This is a genomic window from Halorussus rarus, assembly GCF_003369835.1.
GTDB lineage: Archaea > Halobacteriota > Halobacteria > Halobacteriales > Haladaptataceae > Halorussus > Halorussus rarus.
In genome coordinates, this window is sequence record NZ_QPMJ01000001.1 from 1444022 (window position 1) to 1460298 (window position 16277).

22 protein-coding genes are annotated in these 16277 nt (G+C 68.8%); 8 read left to right on the forward strand and 14 right to left on the reverse strand.

Features of this window, described 5'->3' with window-relative positions:
• Positions 1-84 precede the first annotated feature (84 nt).
• Genes DVR07_RS06910 through DVR07_RS06920 form a run of 3 tightly spaced genes read right to left on the reverse strand, consistent with a single transcriptional unit; the run spans position 85 to position 1359 of the window.
• The gene (locus DVR07_RS06910) at positions 85-666 is read right to left on the reverse strand and encodes a DUF655 domain-containing protein (RefSeq protein WP_115796001.1); all 582 of its coding nucleotides are present in this window, start codon (positions 664-666) and stop codon (positions 85-87) included.
• A gap of 44 nt (positions 667-710) precedes the next feature.
• The gene (locus DVR07_RS06915) at positions 711-1067 is read right to left on the reverse strand and encodes an RNA polymerase Rpb4 family protein (protein WP_115796002.1); all 357 of its coding nucleotides are present in this window, start codon (positions 1065-1067) and stop codon (positions 711-713) included.
• Position 1068: 1 nt separating this feature from the next.
• The gene (locus tag DVR07_RS06920) at positions 1069-1359 is read right to left on the reverse strand and encodes a 50S ribosomal protein L21e (protein WP_115796003.1); all 291 of its coding nucleotides are present in this window, start codon (positions 1357-1359) and stop codon (positions 1069-1071) included.
• 211 nt (positions 1360-1570) lie between these two features.
• On the opposite strand from DVR07_RS06920, the gene DVR07_RS06925 reads away from it, so the two are divergent.
• From DVR07_RS06925 to DVR07_RS06935, 3 genes are all read left to right on the forward strand, one after another.
• Entirely contained in the window at positions 1571-2134 is a 564-nt protein-coding gene (locus DVR07_RS06925; protein WP_115796004.1) for a metal-dependent hydrolase, read from the forward strand.
• A 96-nt stretch (positions 2135-2230) separates the two neighbouring features.
• Positions 2231-3397 carry a cystathionine gamma-synthase gene (locus DVR07_RS06930; protein ID WP_115796005.1) on the forward strand — a complete coding sequence of 389 codons (1167 nt, stop codon included), beginning with the start codon at positions 2231-2233 and terminating at the stop codon, positions 3395-3397.
• Between the two features lie 104 nt (positions 3398-3501).
• Positions 3502-4128, forward strand: coding sequence for a VOC family protein (locus DVR07_RS06935; RefSeq protein ID WP_115796324.1), 627 nt, complete (start codon positions 3502-3504; stop codon positions 4126-4128).
• Positions 4129-4168: 40 nt separating this feature from the next.
• On the opposite strand, the gene DVR07_RS06940 is transcribed toward DVR07_RS06935, so the two are convergent.
• The 3 genes from DVR07_RS06940 to DVR07_RS06950 all read right to left on the reverse strand — a co-directional run bounded on the left by DVR07_RS06940 (position 4169) and on the right by DVR07_RS06950 (position 5524).
• Entirely contained in the window at positions 4169-4801 is a 633-nt protein-coding gene (locus tag DVR07_RS06940; protein ID WP_115796006.1) for a hypothetical protein, read from the reverse strand.
• Positions 4802-5075: 274 nt separating this feature from the next.
• Complete coding sequence (locus DVR07_RS06945) at positions 5076-5342, reverse strand: elongation factor 1-beta (protein WP_115796007.1); 267 nt, start codon at positions 5340-5342, stop codon at positions 5076-5078.
• Positions 5343-5344: 2 nt separating this feature from the next.
• The gene (locus DVR07_RS06950; RefSeq protein WP_115796008.1) at positions 5345-5524 is read right to left on the reverse strand and encodes an HVO_2753 family zinc finger protein; all 180 of its coding nucleotides are present in this window, start codon (positions 5522-5524) and stop codon (positions 5345-5347) included.
• A gap of 200 nt (positions 5525-5724) precedes the next feature.
• Here DVR07_RS06950 and DVR07_RS06955 point away from each other — a divergent pair, with 200 nt between their 5' ends.
• A complete protein-coding gene (locus DVR07_RS06955; RefSeq protein WP_115796009.1) occupies positions 5725-6678 on the forward strand; it encodes an FKBP-type peptidyl-prolyl cis-trans isomerase in 954 nt (317 codons plus the stop codon).
• 532 nt (positions 6679-7210) lie between these two features.
• Here the strand turns inward: DVR07_RS06955 and DVR07_RS06960 are convergent.
• From DVR07_RS06960 to DVR07_RS06980, 6 genes are all read right to left on the reverse strand, one after another.
• The gene (locus DVR07_RS06960; RefSeq protein ID WP_115796010.1) at positions 7211-7951 is read right to left on the reverse strand and encodes an HFX_2341 family transcriptional regulator domain-containing protein; all 741 of its coding nucleotides are present in this window, start codon (positions 7949-7951) and stop codon (positions 7211-7213) included.
• 349 nt (positions 7952-8300) lie between these two features.
• Positions 8301-8927, reverse strand: a complete 627-nt coding sequence (locus tag DVR07_RS06965) for an RAD55 family ATPase (protein ID WP_115796011.1) — start codon at positions 8925-8927, stop codon at positions 8301-8303.
• 27 nt (positions 8928-8954) lie between these two features.
• Positions 8955-9641 carry a MinD/ParA family ATP-binding protein gene (locus DVR07_RS06970; protein ID WP_115796012.1) on the reverse strand — a complete coding sequence of 229 codons (687 nt, stop codon included), beginning with the start codon at positions 9639-9641 and terminating at the stop codon, positions 8955-8957.
• Between the two features lie 85 nt (positions 9642-9726).
• On the reverse strand, positions 9727-10128 hold the full coding sequence (locus DVR07_RS06975) for a hypothetical protein (RefSeq protein WP_115796013.1): 402 nt from the start codon (positions 10126-10128) through the stop codon (positions 9727-9729).
• Between the two features lie 67 nt (positions 10129-10195).
• Positions 10196-10366 carry an HEWD family protein gene (locus tag DVR07_RS22035; protein WP_165881737.1) on the reverse strand — a complete coding sequence of 57 codons (171 nt, stop codon included), beginning with the start codon at positions 10364-10366 and terminating at the stop codon, positions 10196-10198.
• A 192-nt stretch (positions 10367-10558) separates the two neighbouring features.
• On the reverse strand, positions 10559-11038 hold the full coding sequence (locus tag DVR07_RS06980) for an FKBP-type peptidyl-prolyl cis-trans isomerase (RefSeq protein ID WP_115796014.1): 480 nt from the start codon (positions 11036-11038) through the stop codon (positions 10559-10561).
• Between the two features lie 120 nt (positions 11039-11158).
• Between DVR07_RS06980 and DVR07_RS06985 the strand changes: the two genes are divergently transcribed.
• A complete protein-coding gene (locus tag DVR07_RS06985; protein WP_205254494.1) occupies positions 11159-12046 on the forward strand; it encodes an extracellular solute-binding protein in 888 nt (295 codons plus the stop codon).
• Positions 12047-12073: 27 nt separating this feature from the next.
• On the opposite strand, the gene DVR07_RS06990 is transcribed toward DVR07_RS06985, so the two are convergent.
• The gene (locus DVR07_RS06990) at positions 12074-12277 is read right to left on the reverse strand and encodes a hypothetical protein (protein ID WP_115796015.1); all 204 of its coding nucleotides are present in this window, start codon (positions 12275-12277) and stop codon (positions 12074-12076) included.
• Positions 12278-12467: 190 nt separating this feature from the next.
• Here DVR07_RS06990 and DVR07_RS06995 point away from each other — a divergent pair, with 190 nt between their 5' ends.
• Positions 12468-13418 (forward strand): DUF7551 domain-containing protein, encoded by a 951-nt coding sequence (locus DVR07_RS06995; protein WP_115796016.1) that lies wholly within the window; start codon positions 12468-12470, stop codon positions 13416-13418.
• A 45-nt stretch (positions 13419-13463) separates the two neighbouring features.
• Here the strand turns inward: DVR07_RS06995 and DVR07_RS07000 are convergent, their stop codons facing one another.
• A complete protein-coding gene (locus tag DVR07_RS07000; protein ID WP_115796017.1) occupies positions 13464-13928 on the reverse strand; it encodes a hypothetical protein in 465 nt (154 codons plus the stop codon).
• 303 nt (positions 13929-14231) lie between these two features.
• On the opposite strand from DVR07_RS07000, the gene DVR07_RS07005 reads away from it, so the two are divergent.
• Both DVR07_RS07005 and DVR07_RS07010 read left to right on the forward strand, forming a co-directional pair.
• Positions 14232-14990, forward strand: a complete 759-nt coding sequence (locus DVR07_RS07005; RefSeq protein ID WP_115796018.1) for a DUF4397 domain-containing protein — start codon at positions 14232-14234, stop codon at positions 14988-14990.
• 445 nt (positions 14991-15435) lie between these two features.
• Entirely contained in the window at positions 15436-16263 is an 828-nt protein-coding gene (locus DVR07_RS07010) for a DUF4397 domain-containing protein (RefSeq protein ID WP_115796019.1), read from the forward strand.
• Positions 16264-16277 lie beyond the last annotated feature (14 nt).

A 16277-nucleotide genomic window follows, 5' to 3' on the forward strand; every position in this document is an offset into this window, starting at 1 on the left:
GCGGGTAAAGCCACCGAGTCAGCGAGAACGTGTCGAAACAGAGAGGGTTGGCGGAGAGGAGGCGGTTCGGTTACCCGAGTTGCGCTACTGCTGCTGTTCGTCGACGCGCACGAACGTCCGGTACTTCAGGTCGTCCTCCCGGAGCTCCTCGAGGATGCGCTCGACCAGCACCTCCTTGGGGTTGTGGAGTCCCGACACCCGCTCCTCGAGGTCCTCGAAGCTCTCGAACGGCTTGCGCTTGCGCTGCTCCAGGATGTTGTTCCGGAGCTTCTTGCCGATGCCGGGCAGCAGGTTCAGCTGGTGGAGTCGCAGGGTGATGGGCTGGGCGTCGGTGTAGAAGTCGACGAACCGCTCCTGGTCAGACTCCACCACGTCCCGGATGGCGTGTTCGAGCTCCGACTGGCCCGCCCCGGAGAGGTCGCCGTACTCGATCTCGCGCACGCTGGCGACGAGGTCGTTGGACCGGTCGGCGTCCACCCGGTCGGTGATGGTCAGGCTCACGTCCTCCTCGAGCGTGACCTCGAACAGCCGGAAGTCCTCGATGCCCAGCGCGTAGGCCAGCGCCGGTTTCTGGTGCTGTGGCCGTTCGTCGTCGGCCCGGCCGTGCGGGAGGTAGTCCAGCACGACCGCCGGCACCTGCTGTTCGCCGCTTTGCTGTTCGCTCATTGTCACGGATTACGCCGACGAGATACTTAAAGAGTTGGTGGCGCTCAGTCGTACTTGGCGACGACGTTGAGGATGTCGTCGAGCTCGTCGCCCGAGAGGGTGTACCGTTCCTGGGCGTACACCGCACGGAGTTCGTCGCGGTCCTTCGGCAGGATGTCCGCGATCTTGTACGCCGTCGGCTCGTCGACCTTGTCGAGGGCGAGCAGTTCCTCGACGAGTTCGCGGGACTCCTCGGCGTCGAGCGAGGCGAACCGGTTGACGTGCTCGATGGCGCGGGCCAGCTCGTAGCGCATCTCGCGGTCCTCGTCGAGGGCGCGCTCCTCCTCGACGTCAGCGAGCAGTTCCTTGGCCTCCGCCGTGGTCAGGTACTCCTCCTCGACCTTCTCCTTGAATATGGTCATGCTATTCCTGCGCCTTCAGGTGGGCGGGGGTGACGATGAGGGTCTTCTGCTTGCCGCGGTCGTTGATGCTGACCTTGTAGGCGGCGCCCTGCTCGCCGACGACCTCGCCGGTCTGGCCGCCGAAGCGGGGGTGGAACCGGCCCTTCTCGACGCTCGGGTCGATCTTGAGGTGGACCTTCTGGCCCTCCTCGTACTCCTGGACGGCGCGCTGGGGCGGAGAGGTGCCGCGCTCTCGGGGGTTGTTCGAGAGTTTGTCGCGAGTGCTGTGGTAGGGTCCGTTCGAACTCGGCATAGTCGTACGTCCCTCTTGTCCGCTCTCCGTTATAAAAGGCACGTTCCGAGATTCCGGGCGCTCGACCCCTGCGGCCCGACTTCGGCGCAGGCGGGGACCGACCCCGAAGGGGCTCCCGTCCCGACCGGGCGACTCCGGCGGCGTTAAGCCGATGCTAGAACCGCCCGCTGCCATCAGGTCTATGCACGCGCCGGCACTGAATCGTACACACATGGTCGACGTACTCGGACACCTCGGAATGGCGCTGATATGGCTCGCACCGGCGTGGTACTTCATCGACCGCCGGAAGACGGCCGCCGCGTTCGTGGGGGCCGGCTTCTGGTTCGGGATGTTACCGGACGTGGACCTCTACCTCTCGAAGTGGTTCGCGGGCATTCACCACCACGGGGTGTTCCACACCGTACTGCTGGTCACCATCATGGCGGCCATCATCGGCCCGATACTCGGCTGGGTGCTGAAGGAGGCAGGGAGCGGTGACGACTGGTTCTCGCCGGAGGCCGAGCGCCACGCCTACGCGATGGGCTTCATCGCGGTCTGGGTGTCGGGCCTCGCCCACATCTTCGCCGACATGCTGTCGGCCCCCGACGCGTCGACCCGGATCGAACCGCTCTGGCCCCTGGTCAAGGGCCCCATCGTCTACATGGACGTGCTCTGGTACCAGTCGTGGTGGGCGACCTGGGGGCTGCTCATCCTCGGCGTCGCGATCAACGTCGCGGCGTGGTACTGGAAGGGCGAGAGCCAGGAGTCGCGCGGGACCGTCGCCGCCTCCGAGTGACGCGGTGAGGGAGGCGAGGAGACTCGTTTTCAGGAGGCCTCGGCGGGTCGCGCCCGAAGGGCAAGAGTAACCTGCCGCCCGTCCGTCGCTTCTCACATGACCGACGACGAGCAGTTCCGCTTCGAGACGCGCTCGATACACGCCGGCCAGGAGCCCGACGAGGAGACCGGGGCGCTCATGACCCCGATCCACGCCAACTCGACGTACGAGCAGGACGCGCCGGGCGACCACCGGGGGTACGAGTACTCCCGGACGGGCAACCCCACGCGGACCGACCTGGAGGCCAACGTCGCCAGCCTCGAGGGCGGGGAGTACGGCCGGGCGTTCTCCAGCGGGATGGGCGCGATAAACACGGTGCTGAACCTGCTGGAGTCGGGCGACCACGTCGTCGCCAGCGAGGACGTCTACGGCGGGACCCACCGCATCTTCACCCAGGTCTACGAGCAGTACGACCTCGAGTTCGACTTCGTCGACATGACCGACCTCGACGAGACCCGGGCCGCCGTAGACGCGGACACCGAACTCGTCTGGGTCGAGACGCCGACCAACCCGCTCCTGAACGTCGTCGACATCGAGGCCACCGCCGACATCGCTCACGAGGTCGACGCGCTCTGCGCGGTGGACAACACCTTCGCGACGCCGTACCTTCAGCGTCCCCTCTCGCTCGGCGCGGACCTCGTGGCCCACTCGCTCACGAAGTACATGGGCGGCCACTCCGACGTGGTCGGCGGCGCGCTCGTGACGAGCGACGAGGAGCTCGACGACCGGTTCGGCTTCTACCAGAACAGCGTCGGCGCGACGCCCGGCCCACACGAGTGCTTCCTCGTCCTCCGGGGGACAAAGACCCTGCCGGTCCGGATGGACCGCCACTGCGAGAACGCCCGCGCACTGGCGACGTGGCTGCAGGACCACGAGGACGTCGACCGCGTCTACTACCCCGGGCTCGAATCGCACCCTGACCACGACCTCGCGGCCGAGCAGATGGACGACTTCGGCGGGATGGTCAGCTTCGAACTCGACGCGAGCCTCGAAGAAGCCGCCGACGCGGTGAGCGAGACGGAGGTGTTCACCCTGGCCGAGAGCCTGGGCGGGGTCGAGAGCCTCATCGAGCAGCCCGCGACGATGACCCACGCCGCCATCCCGCGCGAGGAGCGTGAAGCCGCGGGGCTCACCGACGGGCTGATCCGGGCGAGCGTCGGCATCGAGAACGTCGCGGACCTGAAGCGCGACCTGGAAACGGCGTTCGAGGCGGCGCTCGAATAGCGGTCCGGAGTAGTCCCGGAACTCCGTTCTCTTCGCACGCCAGCGTAACCCGGTGGCACGAGTGTAACCTGAGACCTATGGTCGCCGACCGACTACCCTCGGTCATGGCGAACCGACGACCCGCGGACGACTTCGAGGTCACGTCCGACCTGCCCGACAGCCCGATGCACACCACCGGAACCGACCACGTCACGCTCATCGGGAGCAACGCCGAGGAGACCATCGAGTTCTACCGCGACATCCTGGGGATGCCGCTCGTGCTCCGCCAGCCGAACCTCGACGACCCGTCCCAGACCCACCTGTTCTTCGACTCGGGCGACGGCCGCATCGTCACGTTCTTCGTGAACGACGACCGCGACTCGGACCCCCGGCCCCAGCGCACGGGCGTCGGCGGGGTCCACCACCTCTGCTTCAGCATCGACCCCGATGAGTTCGTCGAGATCCGCGAGACCTTAGAGGAGGAGTGGCGCGGCTACAACGAGTTCGACCGGGGAATCTTCCACTCGCTGTACACCCAGGACCACAACGGCCTGGTCATCGAGCTCTCGACCGACAAGTGGGCCATCCCCGACGACCGCCGGGGCGAGGTGCTGGCGGTCGCCCAGCGCATCCGGGAGGAGGACGGCGCCGACTTCGCCGAGGAGCGCCACATCGAGACCGCGCTCGACGAACTCGGCATGGACGTCGAGAAGTACGACCTGCCGGACGCGCCGGCCGGGTCGGGCGTCTGAGGGGAACAGCGCGGTCCGGCCGAGATTTCTCGCCGGCCTCTCAGTTCCGGAGCGCGCGATAGCCCGCGTAGACCGCGGGCGCGCCGAGCGGCAGCGACAGGACGCCGAACGCGAGCGTCGCGAGTGCCGAGCCGCGACCGCTGCTGCGCCGGAGGCCGAGCCACGAGAGGACGCCCAGGAACCCGACCGCGATGGTCGCGGCACCGAACAGGCCGACCCCGGTGGTGCAGAAGGCGTAGCAGACCGCGGTGACTGCCGGCTCTACCGGCGTCGGCTGGACCCGTGGCAGGTAGACGAACCGGCAGTACGCGGCGAACCCGAGCATGTACGCCGCCGGGAGCCCGACGAGCAGTCGCCGCCGCAGGACCGGACCGCCGGCCGTGCGGTCGTAGAGCCCGAGCACCGCGAGCGGGAACGTCACCTCCCAGAGCCACAGCCCGACGGTCGTGCTCGCGGGGTAGTGGCCGAGTCTGGGCTGGTCGACCGGCAGCGTCGCCGGGAGCCGTATCCACTCCAGGTAACCCACGGGCCGGGCGGCGGTCAGCAGCCCGGCCGTCACGAGGACCAGAGCCACCCCGAATCCGAGGGTTCCGGCGCGGGCGACGGCCGAGAGCCGCGGACCGAGGGCCCGGCCGCCCGACGCCGAGTCCGACACGCCGACTGTCGCGCTCATACGCGGCGGTACGGACGCGGCCCTTTCCTCACTTTCGGATAAGAATCCGAAACGGCCGCTATCGGGCTCGCTCACGACTGTCTGTGGGATTCGTGGCGGCGGCAATTGCTTCCGTGACAGTCGGACATTCGTCAGTTAGGACTCGGTCCGGCCGAACCGAATGAAAACGAGATCGAGCGGGAAACCGCGTTCATCGGCGAACACGGACCACCGTCTCCGCGATAAGGTTCCGAGACGAAAACGGCGAGAATCGGCGCGAACCGAATCGGCGGCGTCAGATGCGGCCGACGTTCTCGACTTCGACGCTCTCGACGCCCTCGACGTTCGAGAAGTTCTCCTCGACCGCCTCGGTCCCGCCGGTGTCGTCCGGGACGATGACGGTGGGGAGCAGCGCGACCAGCCCGAACGCGACGTCGTCGCGCTCGAAGCCGTTTATCTTCGCGCCCTCGGGGAGGGAGTCCTCGAGCTTGTCCTGAAGCTCGTCGAGGTCGATTTCGGGGCTCTGCGGCATCACCTTGATCTTGGCTGCTACCTTCCCCATGGTTACGGTCCCATGAACCCGCAGTCGGGGCACTCGTAGAGGTTGCTCTGCTTGCGGCACTTCGCGCAGCGGTAGATCTGCTGGCCGCACTCGGGGCACTTGAACGACGCCGCGTTGGTCCCGGAGATGTTGATCCCGCAGGAGACGCATCGTCGCGCCTGCGTCTGTTCGGCTTGACTCATACCCTGTCTTTCCCGTGCGCGACTTTAAACCATTTCGAAAGGAGCCGTCCGCCGAATCGAACCGGGACGCCCGCCGAACCGCCCGCGCGTGCGTCTTGACGCACTACGGGCCGTCAGCCGACGCCGGCGCCGGATTCGGGCCAACACCGTCAGAAACACGAAACGTGATTCTTAAGGGGCGAACGAGCGACGTTTCGGGTATGAGTGAAGAACAAGAGGCCGAAGCGGCCGACGACGAAGAGCAAGCAGAAGTCGAAGACGAGGCCAACGAGGGACTCCAGGAGGGGGACTTCGTCCGCCTCGACTACACGGCCCGCACCGTCGAGGACGGCAACATCGTCGACACGACCGACCCCGAGGTCGCCGAGGAGGAGGGTCTCGACGAGGAGGAACGAGAGTTCGAGCCGCGCGTCATCGTGCTCGGCGAGGGCCACATCTTCGAGAGCGTCGAGGACGACATCGTCGGCCAGGAGGTCGGCCACTCCGGCGAGACGACCATCCCCGCCGAGGAGGCGTTCGGCGAGTACGACGCCGACGAGGTCCGGACCGTCAGCGCCGACAAGATTCCGGAAGACGAGCGCTACCCCGGCGCGCACGTCGACGTCGACGGCCAGCACGGCCACGTCGAGACTATCATCGGCGGCCGCGCGCGCGTCGACTTCAACCACCCGCTCGCCGGCGAGGACATCGAGTACGACTACGAGATCGTCGGCGAGGTCGACGACCAGGTCGAGAAGGCCCAGGGGCTCATCTCGATGTACATCGACGCCGACCTCGAGATGTGGATCCAGACCGACGAGGTCGAGGAGGAGACGGTCGTCGAACCCGACGAGGACGACGAGGACGCCGAACCCGAGACGGAGACCGAGACCGTCGAGAAGGAGACGCTCTACATCGAGAGCACGCCCCAGCTGGCGATGAACCAGCAGTGGATGTTCCAGAAGCAGCAGATCGCCCAGAACGTGATGGACCAGCTCGGGCTGGACCGCGTCATCGTCCAGGAGACCATCGAGGGCGGCGGCATGGGCCCGATGGGCGGCATGATGGGCGGCGGCATGGGCGGCGCGGACCTCGAGGAGGCGCTCGAAGACGCCGACGTCGACGAGGACGAGATCGTCGAAGAGCTCGAAGAAGCCGAAGCGACCGAGGAGTAACCTCGACTCGTTCCTGCGTTCTTTCTCCCGGCCAGCGCCGCGGCCGGACGTCGTGCGACGGTCTGGAGGCTGTCTCGGTGGCGCGGCGGCCGTGGCTGCTCGCGCTGAACGAGCGACGGTTCGCGCGCGAGCGACACCCGAAACCGAGATTCGACGAGTGGGAAACCCGGTGGTGGCGGCTCGAAAGGGCGAGTAGTTCGGCGAGGGAGGGCCGAACGGGAGCGGACGGCGTCAGCGGGGACTGCCGACGGACGCGGCGCGGGACGCCGCGCGAGGGAGGGCGAACGCGGGCCGCGGGAGGCCCGGCGGGGACCGTAGGACGGACCTGACTGGGTGGGAGGGCGGAAGGCGCGGGGGACCGGGCGGCGGTGTGGAGGTCTCGCGACCTCCAGTTTCATCTGGTCCGTCGGCCGTATTCAACTCTATTAGCTTACTGTCTATACTATATCTACCAAAGATAGTATCAGAACTATCTATACTATCGGAACCGCCTGTACCGGCGGCGAGTTCGGTCGGTTCCGGAGAGAACACCTCAGCGGTCGCGCAGCTTGTGGCGGAACGCCCGGAGCGCGTCCGCGCCGGTGTCGGTGAGCGTCACCTGCTTGCGGCGGCCGACGTCCTCGACCGCGATGTAGCCGTCCTCGAGCAGCGGGTCGACGACGTTGGCGTTGAGGAGCGCGAACTTCGCCTTGTCGTTGGCCGGTTCGTTGTCGGTGACGAACGCCAGGTCCTCCTCCTCGGCGTACTCGATGATGTCCTTCTTCTTGACGGTCCGGACCGCCGAGTTCGCGTCGGCGAGGAAGTCCATCACCGCGACCTGGTCGGTCGTCGGCGACTCGATGGGGTACGACGGCAGCACCTCGTCGCCCTCGTAGCCGGTGCTGTGGCGCCGGTCGTCGTCGGGATACTCCTCGGGGTGGACGTAGTAGGCGGTCGCGTCGGTGGCCATGCACGCGATGGCCGCACCGACCGCCGCGAGCTTCGACCCGGTCGAGACGTTCACCCGGACGATGTCGTCGGCGTGGTCGGCGGTCAGCGTGGTCACGACCCCCAGCACGTCGTAGATGTCGAAGACGTCCACGCTCCGGGTCCGGACCGCGACAGGGAGATCGGCCAGGTCCGACCGGAGGTCGTCGTGGAAGTCGGGACCGGCGCCGGGGTCGTCGTGTTCGAGGAGGTAGAGCACGTCGACGTTGTGCCTCCGGGCCGGACCGACGATGCGGTCGTGCTCGAAGCCGAGCGGGGCGATGTGGACCTCGTCTATCGTCTGCATGGCGGGCTGTCTTCGATGGGTCGTCGAGAGGACTTAAATTCTCAGTCTCTGCTCGGCGCGATGTGGATGCGACTAACCGACTGCGAGGTAGCACCAGAGGCTGTCCGAGTAGAAGGAACTACTGAGAAAGCCCCGACCGCTCGCGGTCGCTGACCGACATACCCTCCGCCCCCTGCGTTCGCTCCGGATAGGGGTCGGTCAGACGACCACGGGCCTCCGGCCCGCGAGCGGTCGGCCCCTTTCATCCACCCGAACCTGGACTGTAGTGCCGAGCATCGCCGTTGGACTGTCGGACTACGTCGACGATTGCGGACGGTCTTCGAGTACGGAAAGCGACCGTCGCACGCACTCACGCGATGTCGCGGCTCGTGTCGATGCGGACCGATTCGGCGAGTTCGAGCTTGATGGTCTCGGGGAGCGCCCGCCCGCCGCGGAACTTCGGCACCGCCAGCCGAGTCTCGACCGTGTCGCCGGAGTACTCGGTGTGGAGCTGGAACACCACGTCGGCGACGTGCTCGGTCACGTCCCGGGCGTCGGGCACCGACCGGCCGTCGAGGCAGTGGAGGATCGCGACCCCCTCGGTGTTGTGGAGGTGGTTCTGGAGGTCGTTGAGGAAGTTGCGGTACCGGCCGTCGCCCTGGCGCTCCAGCAGGTCGACCGAGTCGACCACCAGATTCGAGTCCTCGGGCAGCCGTCGGAAGAGCCGCTGGGAGTGGTCCAGCGGCGCGTCGCCCTCCACGCGGCGGACGTCCGGGGAACCGGTGCGTCCCGGCGCGCGCTCCAGGGCCTCGGACACCGCGGACTCGTCGCGGTCGGTCGAGAGGTAGAGCGTCTGGCGGGCCGACGTGAACTCGTAGAGCAGCAGCTCGGCCTGGCTCGCCGGCGGCGCCGAGAGCGCGACGATGCTCCCGGTCGGGAGGCCGCCGTCCAGTTTGCGGTCTAACACGTCGATCCCCGTCGAGAGGCGCCGTGACACGTATTTGCACGGTTTTCCGCCCTGAATTCATAAGTATTTGGGCTGGAGCGCTGACACGAGCCGGTCGTACGCCGCCCGCACTCCGCCGTCGGCAAGCGGTTCCGCGCCGGATGACCGGCCTCCGTTGTCCGACGAATCTCCAGCCCCGGGCACGACGCCGAGCACCGGGCAGTCGAGCAGGCGCTCGATTCCTTCCGGCGGGACTTCTCCCCGCGAGACGACCGCGCCGGCGACCGGCGTGTCGAGTTCCCGGGCCATCGCGGCGGTCTTGGCGGCGTCGCGCAGGCAGGCGGGTTCGGGCGTGGTCACGACCACCGCGGCGTCGGCGGCTCGGAGCGGTGCGACCGCGTCCGGCCCCGCCCCGGCCGGACAGTCGAGCAGGACCGCGTCGGCGGTCCCGCGGAGTCGGGCGAGCACCCCTCCGGCGTCGGCCCGATTCCGGCGCGCGCTGGGCGGTCCACTCGCCGCCGGAAGCACCTCGACGCCGGACGGCGGCGGGTCCGCGGTGCCGGCGACCAGCCGGGCGGGCCACCCCGCGGCCACCGCGTCGAGACCCGGGTCGCGGGCGACGCCCGCCATCGCGTGGAGGTCCGGCATCTCGCGGTCGGCGTCCGCGGCGAGGGCGGTCCGTCGCTGGCGGACGAGCGCCCCCGCGAGCCCGAGCGTCGTGGTCGTCTTTCCGGCTCCGCCCTTCCCGCCGGCGACGGCTAACATGGGGCGGGATTGTCCCCTCCTCGGGTTTGAAGGTTCGGGGGCGAGCTGGTCGAGGTGACCGACTCGCTGGAGGTCGAGGCCCGGGTCAGCCGTCGTTGCGTTCGACCGAGATGATGCCGCCCTGGTCCTTCCGCGCTGCGACCAGTATCGTGACCCCGCTCCCGTCGGCGTTCTCCGCCGACTCGTTGCCCTCCAGCACGAACACCACGTACGAGAGCGTCTCGATCGTTCCGTTCCGGCCCTGTGTTCTGCGCCGGACGCCGACCACGGTCCCGTTCGTCTGGTTCTGGACGACCTCCATCGCGTCGAGCGTCGAGCGCGTCGCGTTTCCGCCCTGCGTCTGCGTGGTGGACTGGTTTGCGGGTCGGTTCGCGTGGTCTGTGGCGGTCGCCGGCGACAATGCTCCGACCGCGGCTATCGGTGCGCTGGCGCCGCCCAGAACGAGGAGAACGGCGAGTCCGAGCGCGAGGACGCGTCGTCTGTGCATACGAGTGAACCAGCCGACTCGGAGCAAGAGCGGTTGTGGCCCTCCGTCGGGGACGGCGGCGGGCCGCCTAGTCCCGGATCGGCCGGTACGCGCCGTTGATGTCCCACTCGTGGATGCAGAACGGCTCGCCCGATTCGTCCTCGCTCCGTATCTGCCAGTTGCGGTCGTCGTCGCTCCAGACGTCGCGTCGGCCGCACAGCAGGCACTGTCGCTCGCTCGGGGGGTCCAGCTCGGCCATTGGTGGGAGATGGACGCACGGATAGATAAACTCCGCCCCTGCATCAGAGATTGCCGGTGTCCCGGGCCGGGCCGCCGACACACCGAACCGGCAACCGATGCCCGGTCCGCCAGGGAGTCGGACGAGGGGACGAGAGAGACGGTCCGCGCGCCGACGCGGTGGGCGCTCGCTGCGAGGACTCCGCCAAGCTCGTCAGTCGCCGCCGCGGACGTCGACCAGGGTCACGTCGAACTCGACGGCGAGTCCGGCGAGTTCGTGGTTGAAGTCGACCGCGACCGCCTCGCCGTCGACCCGCGTGACCCACCCCGTCGCGCCGTCCTCGGTCTCGACGAGTCGGCCCGGCGCCGGCGTCGCGCCGTCTCTCGCTTCGAGATCGCGGCGGGGCAGTTCGACCACCTGGCCCTCGTCGCGCTCGCCGAACGCGCGCGCCGGTTCGAGTTCGACCGTGCGCTCCTCTCCGACCGCCATCTCCCGGACCGCCTCGTCGAGTCCCGGAACCGTCCGTCGCTCGCCGACCCGAAACGCGACCGGTTCGTAGTCGCGGTGGTCGTGGTAGACGCCCGCCTCCCGGGCCACGTCCTCCTGGGTGGTGTCGAACACCGCTCCGGCGTCCTCGCCCTCCGCGACCCGCCCCGTGAAGTGGACGACCGCTATCTCCCCCTCGGAAACCATACCTGCCACTCGACGCTGGCCACCTTGAATCCGGGGGAGCGTTCGACGACGGAAGCGACCGACCGAGTAACCGAAACTCGTTACGGTATTATTTTCACGAAGGGTATTGTAGTTACACTCGTGTCGAGTCGACGCGATTTCCTCCGGCGCGGCGCGGGCCTGCTCGCGCTCGGGAGCGCGGCGGGCGCCGGCGCGCTCGTCGCCCGGTCGGGGACGGGCGCGAACGACCCCGGCGCCGCAGCGAACGTCCTCGTGGCGGGCAGTCTCCAGGGCGTCGCCGGTGAAATCGGCGACGTCAGCGTCGAGGCCCACGGCAGCGTCGCCTGCCGGCGCCTGCTCGCCGACGGCCTGCGCGACCCGGACGCCGTCGCGCTGGCCGACCCCGGCCTGTTCGCCGGCCTGTCCGAGCGCGCGACCTGCTTCGCCACCAACGCCCTGGTCATCGCGGTCGCGCCCGACTCCCCGGCGGCCGACTACGCCCCCGACGAGGCCGACGACTGGCGCGGACTCCTCGCCGACGAGAGCCTCGCGCTCGGCCGGACCGACCCCGAGCGCGACCCGCTAGGCTATCGGACGGTGATGGCGCTTCGCCTCGCTGACGACGTCGACGCCGAGGCGGTGCTCGCCCGGATCAGCGTCTTCCCGGAGACGGGACTGCTCCGGACGCTGGAGGCCGGCGGCGTCGACGCCGCGTTCGCCTACAGGAACATGGCGGTCGAGCACGACCTGCCGTACGTCGACCTCCCCGACGCCGTCGACTTCTCGGACCCCGACCGCGTCGACGAGTACGCCCGGGCGAGCGTGGCTCTCGACGACCGGACCGTCACCGGAGCGCCCGTCCGGTACGCCGCGCGCGGCCGGACCGAGCGCGGCCGCGAGTGGGTTCGGGCGGTAGCTTCGGCCCGCGAGACGCTGACCGGCGCCGGATTCGGCGTCCCCGAGCGCTATCCCGTCGAGCGCGAGATTCCCCGGAATGACGGTCCGCAGCACAGCAGTAGCCGGCAATAGGAACTGCGGGCCGTGAGTTCAGCGCGACTACAGCGAGAGTACGGGTCGGGCGAACTCCAGGACTCCGACGCCGACCACCAGGAGTCCGAGGATGCGGAACGCGAGTCCGCCGGTCTCGCTCGACCGCGCACCGTCCGTTACTGGACCGAAGCGACGGGCGGTGACGACGTCCTCCGCGAAGAGGTAGACGACGGCGCCGATGGCGAGGGGAAAGACGTAGCCGGGCGGCATCTCCGTTCGTGCCGACGCAGCGATGCCGGGTATATGGGTCTTCTCTCTTCTACCCCCATTCGCCCGACAGCCAGAACAGATTGGGTCAGTTACAGACAGGATACGAGGACTCTACGTCCGGGGATCGGTAGCTTCTGGGTGTTCCGGAACCGGAATTTACTTGTCGGACGGTGTTTTAGGCCAACCTAAAATGGTCGGTGGAACCCTGCGGGACCTGCGCGAGCGCATCGCGGACCGCCACGACGACGACGGACGCTACTACGTGAACTGCGCACGGACCGGCGAGCGGCCGGTCCCGGTGTCGGGCAAGCGATTCCCGTCCCGGGAGGCGGCGGTCGAGGCCGCCGAGCTGGCCGCGGAGTACCGGGCGGAGCTCCGGCGCTACGACCCCCGGCTCCCGCACTACGACCTGGTGGTCTCGGAGTCGCCGGGCGCGGCCGGGCCGCTCGACCCGGTACCGGTGGTCGACCATCCTCCCGAGTCGCCCACCGCCTCGGACTTCTGCCACGACGTGGCCGCCGCGGTGTTCGAGTCGCTCTCGGCGCTCGGCGAGACCGACGTCGAGCGCGGGGCGATGGAGGCGTACCTCCACTCCGCCGAGTCGGTGACCGACGCCGACGAGCTCTGCCTGGTGTTGCTCTCGACGATGGCGACCGAGATCGACGCCCGGCTCGACCCCGACCGCCAGGCGGAGGTGCTCCGGGCGGCCGCCGAGCGACTCGGCGCGACGTCGGCCCCCGGCGGTCCCACTTTTCGCGGAGCGAAAATGGGAGCACGAGGTATCGCCGATCGATACCTCGGCGACCCGATGGAGGCGACGCTGGCCCGGCTCGACGGCCTCTCGCTGGTGGGCGACTACGCGGTCGCGCCGAACGACGGGCGTGCGGAGGACTCCTCCCGCACCGGCGAGGCCACCGCCGGCCGCTCGTGGGCCGTCACGGTCGAGGGGTACGCCTTCGAGAGCCCCGACGGTCGGGTGCCGACCCTCCCGCTCGCGGTCGAACTCTACCGGCGGCTCCCCGACGCCGCGGTCGCGGTGTCGGACCTCCGGGCGACGGGCGACGCCGAGTGGGAGTGCGTCGTCTCGACCGACGCCGAGCGCTCCCGGGCGGTCAGCCTCGCGGTCCCCGAAGACGACTGAGCGGTCGGACCGGCCGATGGACTCCCTCGCGCTCGGTCCGCCGACTCAGGTCTCGAAGTCCGGCAGGTCGTCGGGCGCCTCGTAGTCGGCCTCCCAGTCGATGTAGTCGGTCTCCAGCACGTCGCAGACGACCTGGCCGAGTTCGGTCATCGCGGCGTTGATGCCCGAGACCGCGTTCCACGAGTCGAGGTCCGGGTGGTAGTCCCGCTCCTTCCAGTCCTCGGGGATGCCCGGCGCGTGGTAGCCGACGCGGTCGGCGAAGTCGTCCCAGAAGAAGTCGAACTCGCGGAACAGGTCGAGCTCGCGGGCCACCTCGAACTCCGGCTCGTCGAGGTCGGTGTGCTCGGCCCACTCGCCGAAGGCCTCGTCCCACGCGCCCTCCCGCAGGAACTCCTCGAGTTCCCCGCGGCGGTAGTCGGTGTCGCCCTGCACTTCGACGTCGTCGTACTCCTGCATGTCAGTCCCCTCGGCCAGTTCGGGCGGGTCCGGAACCGCCACGTCGAGTCCCATGTCGAGGCGGTACGCCCGGCACGCCGAAAAGCGTTCCTTCCGATGTCGGACCCGGTTTCGCGTCGCCGGCCGGTCCGCGTTCGAGGGAGGGTCAGCGCGGCGAGGCACCCGCCGTGTTGTAAATCCGCCAACCGTTACTGCGCCGTTAGCACCGGCATTCTCCGTGCGGGAATCGGTATCTTGCTCGGCCGGCGGGGGTCGAGGCCGAACCTCGTAATCGGCCTTTTCGAGAACTCTACGTCGGATTTCGCTGTGAAGCGTCGGGGCATTTATGGACCCTTCGTCCTGAGGCCCGGCCGCAGCATGCGGGAAAGAATAACAAGACGGACGCGGCGAACGGCGACGCTCGCAGTCGCCGTGCTGGTGATGACGGGGTTCGTGGGGACAGGAGTCGCAACCACCGGTGCCGCCGACTCGGGTGCCGGACAGGTCAGGGTCGCGCACCTGTCGCCGGACGCGCCCGCGGTGGACGTGCTCGTGGACGGCGACGCCGTCCTCGAAGGAGTCGAGTTCGGCACCGTGAGCAAGTACCTGCAGGTGCCGTCCGGCGACCGCGAGGTGACGATACAGACCGCGGAGGACGACGCGGTCGTCTTCGAGGGCAGCGTCTCGGTGGAGGCCGGGACGATGTACACCGTCGCGGCCATCGGCGAGGTCTCGGAGGACACGTTCCGTCCGGCCGTCTTCGTCGACGACTTCGAGAAGCCGAGCGAGGAGAACGCGTCGGTCCGCCTCGTCCACGCGTCGCCCGACGCGCCGGCGGTCGACGTGACGGTCGCGGGGACCGACACCGTGCTGTACGACAACGTCTCGTTCGCCAACGCGACCGACTACGTCACCGTCCCGGCGGGCGACTACGAGCTCGAGATCCGGCCGGCGACCGAGGACGACGACGGCGAGGTCGTGACCACCGTCGACGTCTCGCTGAAGGGCGGCGCGGTCTACTCGGCCGTCGCGGCCGGGTACCTCTCGCCCGACGACGAGCCGGCCGACACGCCGTTCGAGGTCATCCTCGCCACCGACGCCGGGGGCGAGGAGATGGACGAGAAGAACGAGGGGTGACGAGCCGAATACCGACGCGGTGAGCGGCGCAACCACCGGCCGCGGGCTGCGGAGCGAGTCGACCGCCGTCGAGCCGTAAGCGCGGAACCAGTTCGGTCCAGAGACGTTCGAGCGCGACACGCACCGGTAGCGACCGCTGTAGCGCGTCGCAGTGGAACGCGAGAAGATGGCGTCGGGGCCGAACCGGTTCGGAAACGGGTCGCGACCGAAACGACCGATTGACGCATCGCGACCGGAGGGCACGTCGGGACCGAATCAACCGAACGCGGCAGGTCGACCGCTTCGCCCGCGTGAGCGAACCTTACATTCGACGTAAGCCGCGTTTCGTTCGATCTTTTTCGACTTTCCTCGGAGAAACCGCCGCCTTGTGGGCTTCTATTGGGAATTACCGGGTTCCACGTTCACCGCGATTTATCCCCGACGGCGTCGCAGACGGCCGTGAGACATGATCGGAGACAACTCGACACTGACCCGCACCGTCGCGGTGGGCTTCGCCGTCCTCGTCGTCGCCGGACTGGGCACCGGTTCGGTGGCCTCGCTGACGGAACGAGACGCACCGGGGCTGCAGGACCCCGAGAACGCCCAGGTCCGGGCGGCCCACATGTCGCCCGACGCGCCGGCCGTGAACGTGGTCGTCGACAACGAGACGGTGGTCGAGAACCTCGAGTACGGCGACGTGACGAGCTACCTCGACCTGCAGGAGGGCGACCACCAGATCGCCATCGTCACCGCCGAGAACGAGACCACGGTGCTCGAACAGCAGGTGACGGTCGAGGCAAACGAGCGCTACACGCTCGTAGCCGCCGGCGAGGTCGGGGAGAACGCCGCCGAGGCGTTTCAGCTCGTCGCGTTGCAGGACGTGCGGAGAGCGCCGAACGGCACCAACGCCTCGGTCCGGCTGGTCCACGTCGCGCCCGGCGCGGGGCCGGTGGACGTCACGGTCAACCGCACCGGGGCGGTGCTCTACGACAACGTGACCTTCGGCGACGCCAGCGAGTACGCGTCGGTCCCCTCGGGCGTGTACACGCTGAACGTCCGCGAGGCGACCGAGGGCAACGACGGCCAGATCCTCGCCTCGTTCACCGAGAGCTTCGAGGGCCGGACCGCCTACACGGGATTCGCCGGTGCGGTGACCGAACAGGGCGACGAGCCGCTCGCGCTGTTCGTCGCCATCGACCAGACGGACAACCCCGAGATACCCGGCGCGACGACCCAAGCGGATAACGCGACCACGACCGCAGAGAGCGGTCAGGAGACCACGACCGAGGCGTAGGGACCGTCCCGAGG

Excerpts from the sequence above, each read along its gene's own strand:
- DVR07_RS06910 (WP_115796001.1), bottom strand. The coding sequence starts at position 666 with ATGAGCGAACAGCAAAGCGGCGAACAGCAGGTGCCGGCGGTCGTGCTG.
- DVR07_RS06915 (WP_115796002.1), bottom strand. The coding sequence starts at position 1,067 with ATGACCATATTCAAGGAGAAGGTCGAGGAGGAGTACCTGACCACGGCG.
- DVR07_RS06920 (WP_115796003.1), bottom strand. The coding sequence starts at position 1,359 with ATGCCGAGTTCGAACGGACCCTACCACAGCACTCGCGACAAACTCTCG.
- DVR07_RS06925 (WP_115796004.1), top strand. The coding sequence starts at position 1,571 with ATGGTCGACGTACTCGGACACCTCGGAATGGCGCTGATATGGCTCGCA.
- DVR07_RS06930 (WP_115796005.1), top strand. The coding sequence starts at position 2,231 with ATGACCGACGACGAGCAGTTCCGCTTCGAGACGCGCTCGATACACGCC.
- DVR07_RS06935 (WP_115796324.1), top strand. The coding sequence starts at position 3,502 with ATGGCGAACCGACGACCCGCGGACGACTTCGAGGTCACGTCCGACCTG.
- DVR07_RS06940 (WP_115796006.1), bottom strand. The coding sequence starts at position 4,801 with ATGAGCGCGACAGTCGGCGTGTCGGACTCGGCGTCGGGCGGCCGGGCC.
- DVR07_RS06945 (WP_115796007.1), bottom strand. The coding sequence starts at position 5,342 with ATGGGGAAGGTAGCAGCCAAGATCAAGGTGATGCCGCAGAGCCCCGAA.
- DVR07_RS06950 (WP_115796008.1), bottom strand. The coding sequence starts at position 5,524 with ATGAGTCAAGCCGAACAGACGCAGGCGCGACGATGCGTCTCCTGCGGG.
- DVR07_RS06955 (WP_115796009.1), top strand. The coding sequence starts at position 5,725 with ATGAGTGAAGAACAAGAGGCCGAAGCGGCCGACGACGAAGAGCAAGCA.
- DVR07_RS06960 (WP_115796010.1), bottom strand. The coding sequence starts at position 7,951 with ATGCAGACGATAGACGAGGTCCACATCGCCCCGCTCGGCTTCGAGCAC.
- DVR07_RS06970 (WP_115796012.1), bottom strand. The coding sequence starts at position 9,641 with ATGTTAGCCGTCGCCGGCGGGAAGGGCGGAGCCGGAAAGACGACCACG.
- DVR07_RS06975 (WP_115796013.1), bottom strand. The coding sequence starts at position 10,128 with ATGCACAGACGACGCGTCCTCGCGCTCGGACTCGCCGTTCTCCTCGTT.
- DVR07_RS22035 (WP_165881737.1), bottom strand. The coding sequence starts at position 10,366 with ATGGCCGAGCTGGACCCCCCGAGCGAGCGACAGTGCCTGCTGTGCGGC.
- DVR07_RS06980 (WP_115796014.1), bottom strand. The coding sequence starts at position 11,038 with ATGGTTTCCGAGGGGGAGATAGCGGTCGTCCACTTCACGGGGCGGGTC.
- DVR07_RS06990 (WP_115796015.1), bottom strand. The coding sequence starts at position 12,277 with ATGCCGCCCGGCTACGTCTTTCCCCTCGCCATCGGCGCCGTCGTCTAC.
- DVR07_RS06995 (WP_115796016.1), top strand. The coding sequence starts at position 12,468 with ATGGTCGGTGGAACCCTGCGGGACCTGCGCGAGCGCATCGCGGACCGC.
- DVR07_RS07000 (WP_115796017.1), bottom strand. The coding sequence starts at position 13,928 with ATGGGACTCGACGTGGCGGTTCCGGACCCGCCCGAACTGGCCGAGGGG.
- DVR07_RS07005 (WP_115796018.1), top strand. The coding sequence starts at position 14,232 with ATGCGGGAAAGAATAACAAGACGGACGCGGCGAACGGCGACGCTCGCA.
- DVR07_RS07010 (WP_115796019.1), top strand. The coding sequence starts at position 15,436 with ATGATCGGAGACAACTCGACACTGACCCGCACCGTCGCGGTGGGCTTC.